This window comes from Clostridia bacterium (genome assembly GCA_036562685.1).
Lineage (GTDB): Bacteria > Bacillota > Clostridia > Christensenellales > DUVY01 > DUVY01.
The window spans coordinates 1-8,769 of the sequence record DATCJR010000099.1 but is presented as its reverse complement, the minus strand read 5'-3'; the positions used below and the strand labels follow the sequence as shown (position 1 = coordinate 8,769).

Below are 8,769 nucleotides of genomic sequence, written 5' to 3'. Positions count from 1 at the left end.
ATAATTTTGTTTGATATATGCATAATCGATATGATGTTTATAGATATATGAATTATAGTCTTTGTTTTTAAGTTCATACAAAAATCTTTCATACATCATATCAAACATAGACTTTATGGTTTCATAGCTTTGAACAGTTTTGGGATTGCGATAAATTAATTTATAATTTTCGTCCATCATTTGTAAAATTTCTTGATGAACGGACTTGTCCATTTTTATGTAGCCCTTATCCAGGCTGTTAGAAATAATGCTGTCTGTAACTTCTTTTATAATATCTCTGTTTTTTCGTTTATAAATAATATTGCCAAATTCTTTTCCAAACGCCTTAAAAGTATCTTGTCTGTCTTTTCCAAGATATGCAATAACATCGCTGACCTTAACCACGCAGCCTTCAAGCGTACAAGGATTAAGATTTCTTACAAATTGGGGATCGGTGTAGCATTTTTCTAGCTTTCTATCAAATTCAGAAAAATCATAAATTGGAACTGGTCTGTATTCATCTTCTGATTTTTCGCCGTTATGGCACAAAATACCGTCCAATGTCTGCAATGTAAGATTGCAAGTGGTAACAGTACTCAAAACTCTGACGCTATGGACATTATGGTTAAAATACCTGCCTGTGTGCTGATGGTATTTTTCATTAAGAAATTGCTCGCCCTTGTGTCCAAAAGGCGTATGTCCTATGTCATGGCCTAAAGCAATGGCTTCTATCAAATCCAAATTAAGTCCCAAAGCCGCACCTATAGTTCGAGCGATGCGGGAAACATACTGGATATGTGAACCACGCCTTGTTATATCATCATTTTTATACAGGGAAAAAACCTGCGTCTTGTCAACGCAGCGATTATAAAAAAGATTATGTATTATACGGTCAATATCGACTATGTACGGTGTTCTGTATTCACTTTCACTTATAGACGAATTACGTCTTATTGCATCAAAATCTTTGGATGCAAAAGGACTGTACATCTCATTTTTAAGCTTTATTCGTTTTTTTAGTTCCTGCGAAACAGAAAAATCAAAACCTGATGACATCAACGCTTTACCGAAACCGTTTCTTCTAAAGCCGTATCCAATACATGCTGGATATCTGACTTTTGGGGTGCGCCTTCAAAGATTTTTTTACCGTCTACATAAAATGTAGGAACATAATAATAGTCACGAGAATCAGCAAGCTCTTTTTGCTCGCTTTCTTCAATCATAGTTATATTAATATCTTTATATCTGACATCTGAGGATTTAAGCTCGTCCAAAAAACGCATTGCTTTTTTGCAATACGGACAACTTTTTAGATAAAACATCTCAACATTTTTCATATGTATTTTTGCCTCTGTTTTTTATTTTAACAAATTTTTACTCATATTGCAATATGCCTATAAAACAATTAATCATTATAAGGCCTGTTTTGACATTTCTTTTTTTAATCTGAAAATGATTTTCTTTTCCAGTCTTGAAATATATGATTGAGAAATACCCAGCATATCGGCAACTTCTTTTTGAGTTTTTTCACTTTTTCCTCCCAAGCCAAATCTTAACTGCATTATCTCTTGTTCACGGTTATTGAGTTTTTTTATTGCCTGCCATAGCAGGTCGTTTTCTACTGATGTTTCTATGTTTTTATACACAAGGTCGGATTCTGTGCCCAAAATATCTGACAAAAGAAGCTCATTGCCTTCCCAATCTACATTGAGCGGTTCATCCAATGATATCTCACTCTTTAATCTGACTATGCGTCTTAAATACATCAAAATTTCATTTTCTATACAGCGCGATGCGTAAGTTGCGAGTTTGATTTTTTTGCTTACATCAAAAGAATTGACCGCTTTTATAAGTCCTATTGTGCCTACGCTTATCAAGTCTTCCACTTCTACGCCTGTATTCTCAAATTTTCTTGCTATATATACGACAAGCCTCAGATTTCTTTCTATCAGCTTGGATTTTATTTCTTTGTCGCCTGCTTCAAGCCTTGACAACGCCGCATTTTCCTCTTCAATATCCATAGGCAAAGGCAAAGATTCACTGCCATAAATATAATTAAGATAATTTTGACAATCTTCTTCTCCAAACAGTTCTTTTATGACCTTTGCAACCAATTTTATTAATAACATAATAACCTCCGAAGTGTTTTTTATAAAATTTTTAGTGCTTTTTTGGTCTTATACTATTGCAGGATGAATAAGCGCTTCATAAGTTTGTCCGCCTATATTTTTTTTGGCAAATCCAAGCATTACATCATATATCGTATTCACTTGGTCGCCCGAATATATCAAAATTTTGTCGGGTTTTATAATTAACATTCTGCTTATATCAGATGCCGTGCCAAATTCTATAACTTTTGCGCATCTGAACTGAACTTTTTTGCCTTTTGCCAAATCCAAAATCGCCTCGTCCTGCATAAGCTGATAAATTGTTTTGCTGTTAACCACTACAACAGGCAGGTTAGTATCCGGATCATACAGATTATTGCCGCTGTCAATAAGCCCGTTTAGACAAACAGATTTTCCCTGATATATGATTTCTAGTTTGCGTACAAAAGGTTTTAGTTCTTTGGTCTTGTATATTTTTATAAAGATGTTTTGGCAAAAAAATACCGCCAATATTATTGATGATACGATTACGCCTATCGGAAACTCATTAAAATAATTGACCGTAAGAATGTTCTTTATGTTTTCTCCAAGCATATAAAGTAAAGCTATAGCCATACCGCCCAAAAAAAATGTAACGCCTAAGAACGTGGCATATAATCTTAAAAATTTTTTAAAACTCCATGTTCTTAATGCAACTAGACAAATAAGCGCTCCGCTTACGGCTTTTAGAACAATCAACAAAGCAATGTGGATGTTTATTAAAGGAATTAAGACTGCACAAACTGTGCCGAAAACACAGGCAATTATGAGCCTGTATAAAATTATATCTATATGTAAACATTTTTGCGCTATCACCAAAACAGCCAAAGTAATAAAAAAATTATCAATGATTACATACTCAATATAAACTTCCATGGTCAGATTATATATGACCAAAAATAAAAAAAGTTTCGCTCTTTGTCAAATTCGGCGAAACTTCCTTTAAAAAAATAGGGAGGGTAAAATAAAAGAAAAAGATTTTTGCCTTTTATTATATATTCGCAATATCTTGATCGTGTTACAAAAAAAGACCAAGTTCTTTTAACCTGGTCTTACGATTTTTTATTTCTTAAAGTGTTTTTTTATCCAAAGCGGAATTTCTTCATTGTTAGGATCGGGATTTATTTTAGAAACAAAGGTTTCCGCTGCTGCATTGGATTGTCCAAAAGGCGTTAAAGTAGATTTTTTAGCAGGAGGTGTGCCGTAAGCTCCAGCAGCATTACCTGAAGGAACATAAGAAGAAGTAGGTAAGCCTTTGTCAAAGCCTGTTGCAATAATGGTAACTACAATCTTGCCGTTAAGGCTAGCATCCAAGCCAGCACCAAATATGATATTGGCATTTTTATCTGCAACTTCTTTTACTAGTTCGACTGCCTCGTTAACTTCATCCAAAGTTATATCCATGCCGCCAAACACATTGATAAGCACGCCTGTTGAATAGTCAATAGTTGTATCCAAAAGCGGGCTGTAAACAGCTTTTTTTACTGCGTCTATGGTACGGTTTTCGCCATTTCCTTCACCGATACCCATGTGCGCCATACCCTTGTCTCTCATTATGGTAGCTACATCGGCAAAGTCGAGGTTAATCAATGACGGAACGACAATTAGATCGGTAACACCTTGAATACCTTGTCTTAAAACATCATCTGCATACTTAAATGCTTCTACCATAGGTGTTCCTTTTGGGAAAACCTGCAAAAGCTTGTTGTTAGGAACTATAAGCAAGGTATCAACTACTTTTCTCAAGGCTTCGATACCTTTTAGCGCGTTTTGCATACGCACATTTCCTTCAAATCCAAAAGGCTTGGTAACTACGCCTACAGTCAATATACCCTTTCGCTTAGCGATTTCTGCAATTACGGGTGCTGCACCTGTACCGGTACCGCCGCCCATGCCCGCAGTAATAAACACCAAGTTAGCATCGCCAATTATTTCTTCTATTGCGTCTTTGCTTTCTTCGGCTGCTTTTCTTCCAATTTCGGGATCAGAACCTGCTCCCAAACCTTTGGTAAGTTTTGCACCAATTTGCAACACAATATCAGCCTTAGACATTCTAAGTGCTTGAAGATCAGTGTTAACAGATATAAATTCAGCTGATTTTATATCAACTGCTTTCATTCTATTTATTGCGTTACCACCACCACCGCCAACGCCTATAACTTTGATTTTACAAACCGGGGCGGCTAATTCGTCAATGTTTGTCATGATTTTTTCTTGTCCTCCACCATAGAGTACTTGTATTTTTAATTATGAGTTAATGCCAAATCCAGCAAACCAACTATTTGAGAAAATTGCGGTCTGTCAAGCATAGGTACCTGAGGCTTCAAAATCTCAATGCTAATGCCTAGCACTTTTTCAAAGATATCTTTTACCCCTCGCATACTGCAGATTTCCTCGCCAGTCATATAAACTGAAGTGTATTCATCAAACTTTACGCCCATTTTTTCGATGTTTTCTGCCGCGCTTTCTGCCATGTTATATATGCTTTCAATCGCAAGTTCGTTGGCTTTGGCAGCGGACACTGCCGCAGAAAATTCGTCTATAATATAGCGTTCATTTTCAGAGGGATCCAGAGTTAAAACAAGCTGCTGTTTTAATCCTTCGGCTTGTTTGTATGTTATCTGCAAACCTTCCATTAATGTCAATGTCAAATAACCACTACCGGCAGAGAAGTTTTGCAAACCTGTAAGTCCTTCACCTTGAGCATAATAAATGCCTGAAGAAATATGTCCTAAGTCCAAAATAACAGATTTCTTTTCTGCTGACTTGTCCTCAATAAGATATAGATATTGGCATAAAGGCGCTCCCAAATATCTTACCTCGGAAAAGCCTTCGCTTTCTAAGATAGCATTAAAAAGCTCAATAAAAATATTTTTGGCGTAAATATAGCTGACTTTAGCGCTTATTTTGGAAACTTTGGTTTCAGGATATTTTAGCGATTTGAGTCCATCAACATCAAAATATAACGGTGAACGATTAATGAGCATATAATCGGGTACGTCAAATCCGCCTTGATCAAGAAGCCTTTCAATATCGTCAGGTTTAACTGCTTTTGGCTTCAAGAATGACAGATTAACATCTTTTACAATACACTCTAAAAAATCGGCAGGTACTCCAACATAAATTCTCCCAAAAGTGTTTTGAACGCTTTTGACTGCTTCTAGAGCTTCGGATACAGCATCAGACAGCTTTCTAGGCTCAATAAATTCGCCATTTGAATAGCCGTCATATGCCGCTTCGCCAACACTGCTTATATTAAAAGTGTTGTTTACACTTCTAGATCCGACTGCTACAGTTATGCGGGAAGAATTAATGGACAATATTGCCGCTGCGTGTTTACTCATTAGTTTCCTTATATATTTTAATTATAATAATTATATATGGAAGGGAATTTTTAGTCAAGGTTTAAATAATATCTCGAACCATATGATGATACAAAAAAGATTAATCAATTTTAGGCACAAAAACAGCCCTTTTATTTTAAAAATCTAGTTCTTCTGGTCTATAAGAAGCTTTTAGATTGCCGTCTTTGTCGATATAAGCGCTTATTGTTCCGCTGGTGCGATAAACAGGCGTATGGTTGTATAAAGAAAATGCTATAACCGTCTTTTCCTGCAATCTCTCGGTGTTGCTTAGATGAATGGTAACCCCAGAAAAAGTTTTTAGATATATATCATTGGTTTTTCTAAAATAATGAATTTTTTGAATTAATTCAAAATATTGATACCCTATATTTTTAATACATTTTATAAGATTTAACAAATCAATTTTCGCGATAGTTTGGATATCCAATTCAAAACCTTTTCTTGCATTGATCATATCTACATCATTATATAAAAATAATTCAGCGATCCCCGTAGGTCTTGTATTAATTATATCAATCACAACCAAATCTTCGCCTAAAATATAAAACACATTGTCATATTTTATGTAGCATATTTTAGTGCGCTTATAAGCATGGATTATTAATTTGTCAGGAAATTTTCTTTCTATCTTGATTACCTTAACTTCAGGTACCGAACGGCTTACATTTTCTTTTATCTTTTTTTCGCTAAGAAAAAAAATACTTTGCACTGGTACATCAGCGTTTTTTATAATCTTTTGGCAAAGCGATGTGTCTTGAACATTAGTTACGACAGCTGAAATTTTCTTAACAGTAAAAACAGTACTGTTAAAAATAATCATAACAGCTACAAAAGTTAAAATAGAAAATAAAATAATCAATTTTTTGCGCAATATAATCCCCTCTTATTAACCAATTATAAAACATATAATGAAATAAAAAAGGCGATTAATTTGGCAAAAAATATCTCTTTTTATAATAAAAAATGCCGTAAATCAATTTACGGCATCTATATTAGTCTTAACTTTTATAACCCAAATCATAAAGCACATTTTTTCGTTCACGCCAATCTTTTACTACTTTGACATACAAGGTCAAAAACACTTTTTTGCCAAGCATTTTTTCAAGTTCAGCTCGCGCCATTGAGCCTATCTTTTTCAGCATTGCGCCTTTTGCGCCTATTATAATTCCTTTATGATTTTCTTTTTCGCATATTATTAATGCATCGATTTCTGCGATATTGTCATTAGAAAATCTTTCGATTTCTACTGCAACGCCGTGAGGAATTTCCTGTTGCAAACAAAACATAGCTTTTTCACGAATGATTTCTGAAATACGCTCCATATCATTAAGGTCAGTTATTTGGTCGGCAGGATAATAAAATACATCATCTTTTAAATACTTTTTGAGAACTTGAATCAATTCATCTATATTTTTTCTTGTCAACGCGCTTACAGGTACTATTTCTGCTATATCGCTATAATTTTTGAGTCTTTCCAAAATAGGAAATACCTGCTCGGGCTTAGCTATGTCAATTTTATTAACTACTACAACAAGCGTCGCATCCTTGTATTGCTCCAACAGCTCCTTATCGGTTTGAGTCAAACCATCTGTAGCATCCAAAACAATCATTATTACATCCGTTTCGTCTGTGGCTGTTGCAACTTCTTGCATCATATAATCGCCCAGTTTATTACGAGGTTTGAAAACACCTGGCGTATCAGTAAACACAAGCTGCGTATCTTCTTGAGTTAAAACTCCAGTTGTTCTGCGTCTAGTTGTTTGGGGCTTAGGGGTAACAATAGTAACCTTAGTTCCAATTATTGCGTTCAATAAACTTGATTTTCCTACATTAGGTCTGCCGACAATGGCAATAAATCCTGATTTCATTAATTTACCTTTTTCCTTATCGCAAAAGTTTTATATTCTTTACTTTTCTTGATATAATTTAAATTTGATTTCTAAAAGAACATAATAATCCGTTAATAATCGTTTTATATTGTAGCAGATTGCAAAATTTGTGTCTATGCTTTTTGAAGTTTATGTTTTCAAAATTAAGAAGTAATTTCTGCCAAAAACATCTTTATATACTAATAAATATTAATTAGTTTAATAGATATTGATTAAAGCTATCAAATCCTTTATAATATAAATACTATCACAAAAATTATATACAATATGCATTAATATAAAAAATCCTTTTAAAGGTGTTTGAATTTGATATATCGCGGCGAAGAAATATCTCTAGAATTAAAAAAATCCTTTGATAGGGCTTTTTTGAATGATGCACCATCACAACTTAAAGTTGCTAATTGCTATTATAACGGTGTAGGTGTAAAGCGTGATTTATCAAAGGCTGTGTATTGGTATGCCTTAGCTGCAAAACAGGATAATATTTCTGCGCTGTATCATTTGGGTATGTGCTATAAAAATGGCGAAGGCGTTGCCCAAAGTTTTCAAAAAGCTTTTTATTATCTAAAAAAGGCAGCTATCGCTGGGCATGCTTCGGCACAATACCAGCTGGGTTCACTATATGAATTTGGTTTAGGCGTCAATAAAGACTCATCTGAAGCTGTAAAATGGTACAAACCTTCGGCACGCCAAGGTTATGTAGAAGCTCAATACAAGCTGGCTGAATTATACAATAAAGGAATTGGAACGCCTAAAGACGAAGCTATGGCGGCATACTGGTATGCTCAGCTTGCTGACAAAGGCGACAGCAATGCTCAAAACAACCTAGGAAATTATTTTAAAATCGGACATGGCGTAGAAAAAGATTATAAAAGGGCAGTTTATTGGTATTTAAAAGCTGCCAAAAACGGCAATCTCGAAGCGCAATATTCTTTGGGCGAATGTTATGAGTTTGGAATGGGCGTAGAACAGGATTACAAAGGCGCTGTTTATTGGTACACCAAAGCAGCTCGTGAAGGTTTAAGCGATGCCCAGTTTGCTTTGGGAATGTGTTACTTTTTTGGAAAAGGCGTTAATCAGGATTACACTAACGCCGCAGGACTATTTTTAAAGGCCGCAAAACAAAAACATATTGCCGCTCAATGCAACATAGCTTATTGCTTCCAATACGGAATAGGCGTTAAAAAAAATTACGCCGAAGCGGCAAGATGGTATTATGAAGCTGCCAAAAAAGGCGATCCTTTTGCACAGTTCCATCTGTCCACTCTATATGAAAACGGTCAAGGCGTTACAAAAGATATTCAAAAAGCGATTTATTGGAATATCAAGGCCGCTGAAAATGGAAATATTGAAGCTCAATATCAATTAGGATACAGATTCTTAAGAGGT

At 35.0% G+C, this 8,769-nt stretch carries 9 protein-coding genes; 1 reads left to right on the top strand and 8 read right to left on the bottom strand.

Annotation, left to right across the window (positions count from 1 at the left end; translation table 11 throughout):
- The 8 genes from VIL26_04710 to era all read right to left on the bottom strand — a co-directional run.
- A partial coding sequence (locus tag VIL26_04710; GenBank protein ID HEY8390237.1) for an HD domain-containing protein occupies positions 1–1,035 on the bottom strand: 1,035 nt, incomplete at its 3' end.
- Complete coding sequence (locus VIL26_04705; GenBank protein HEY8390236.1) at positions 1,035–1,316, bottom strand: glutaredoxin; 282 nt, start codon at positions 1,314–1,316, stop codon at positions 1,035–1,037. The genes VIL26_04710 and VIL26_04705, both read right to left, overlap by 1 nt.
- A gap of 75 nt (positions 1,317–1,391) precedes the next feature.
- Positions 1,392–2,108, bottom strand: coding sequence for an RNA polymerase sporulation sigma factor SigE (gene sigE / locus VIL26_04700; protein HEY8390235.1), 717 nt, complete (start codon positions 2,106–2,108; stop codon positions 1,392–1,394).
- Between the two features lie 48 nt (positions 2,109–2,156).
- Positions 2,157–3,002: a sigma-E processing peptidase SpoIIGA gene (locus tag VIL26_04695; protein HEY8390234.1), complete on the bottom strand. Its 846-nt coding sequence runs from the start codon at positions 3,000–3,002 to the stop codon at positions 2,157–2,159.
- 186 nt (positions 3,003–3,188) lie between these two features.
- Positions 3,189–4,331 (bottom strand): cell division protein FtsZ, encoded by a 1,143-nt coding sequence (ftsZ, locus tag VIL26_04690; protein ID HEY8390233.1) that lies wholly within the window; start codon positions 4,329–4,331, stop codon positions 3,189–3,191.
- A gap of 38 nt (positions 4,332–4,369) precedes the next feature.
- Complete coding sequence (locus VIL26_04685; GenBank protein ID HEY8390232.1) at positions 4,370–5,470, bottom strand: cell division protein FtsA; 1,101 nt, start codon at positions 5,468–5,470, stop codon at positions 4,370–4,372.
- Between the two features lie 136 nt (positions 5,471–5,606).
- Positions 5,607–6,362: an FtsQ-type POTRA domain-containing protein gene (locus VIL26_04680; protein ID HEY8390231.1), complete on the bottom strand. Its 756-nt coding sequence runs from the start codon at positions 6,360–6,362 to the stop codon at positions 5,607–5,609.
- Between the two features lie 127 nt (positions 6,363–6,489).
- Positions 6,490–7,359: a GTPase Era gene (gene era, locus VIL26_04675; protein HEY8390230.1), complete on the bottom strand. Its 870-nt coding sequence runs from the start codon at positions 7,357–7,359 to the stop codon at positions 6,490–6,492.
- 321 nt (positions 7,360–7,680) lie between these two features.
- On the opposite strand from era, the gene VIL26_04670 reads away from it, so the two are divergent.
- Positions 7,681–8,769, top strand: a 1,089-nt coding sequence (locus VIL26_04670; protein HEY8390229.1) for a hypothetical protein, incomplete at its 3' end; no start/stop codon positions are given.

Excerpts from the sequence above, each read along its gene's own strand:
- VIL26_04705 (HEY8390236.1), bottom strand. The coding sequence starts at position 1,316 with ATGAAAAATGTTGAGATGTTTTATCTAAAAAGTTGTCCGTATTGCAAA.
- sigE (HEY8390235.1), bottom strand. The coding sequence starts at position 2,108 with ATGTTATTAATAAAATTGGTTGCAAAGGTCATAAAAGAACTGTTTGGA.
- VIL26_04695 (HEY8390234.1), bottom strand. The coding sequence starts at position 3,002 with ATGGAAGTTTATATTGAGTATGTAATCATTGATAATTTTTTTATTACT.
- ftsZ (HEY8390233.1), bottom strand. The coding sequence starts at position 4,331 with ATGACAAACATTGACGAATTAGCCGCCCCGGTTTGTAAAATCAAAGTT.
- VIL26_04685 (HEY8390232.1), bottom strand. The coding sequence starts at position 5,470 with ATGAGTAAACACGCAGCGGCAATATTGTCCATTAATTCTTCCCGCATA.
- era (HEY8390230.1), bottom strand. The coding sequence starts at position 7,359 with ATGAAATCAGGATTTATTGCCATTGTCGGCAGACCTAATGTAGGAAAA.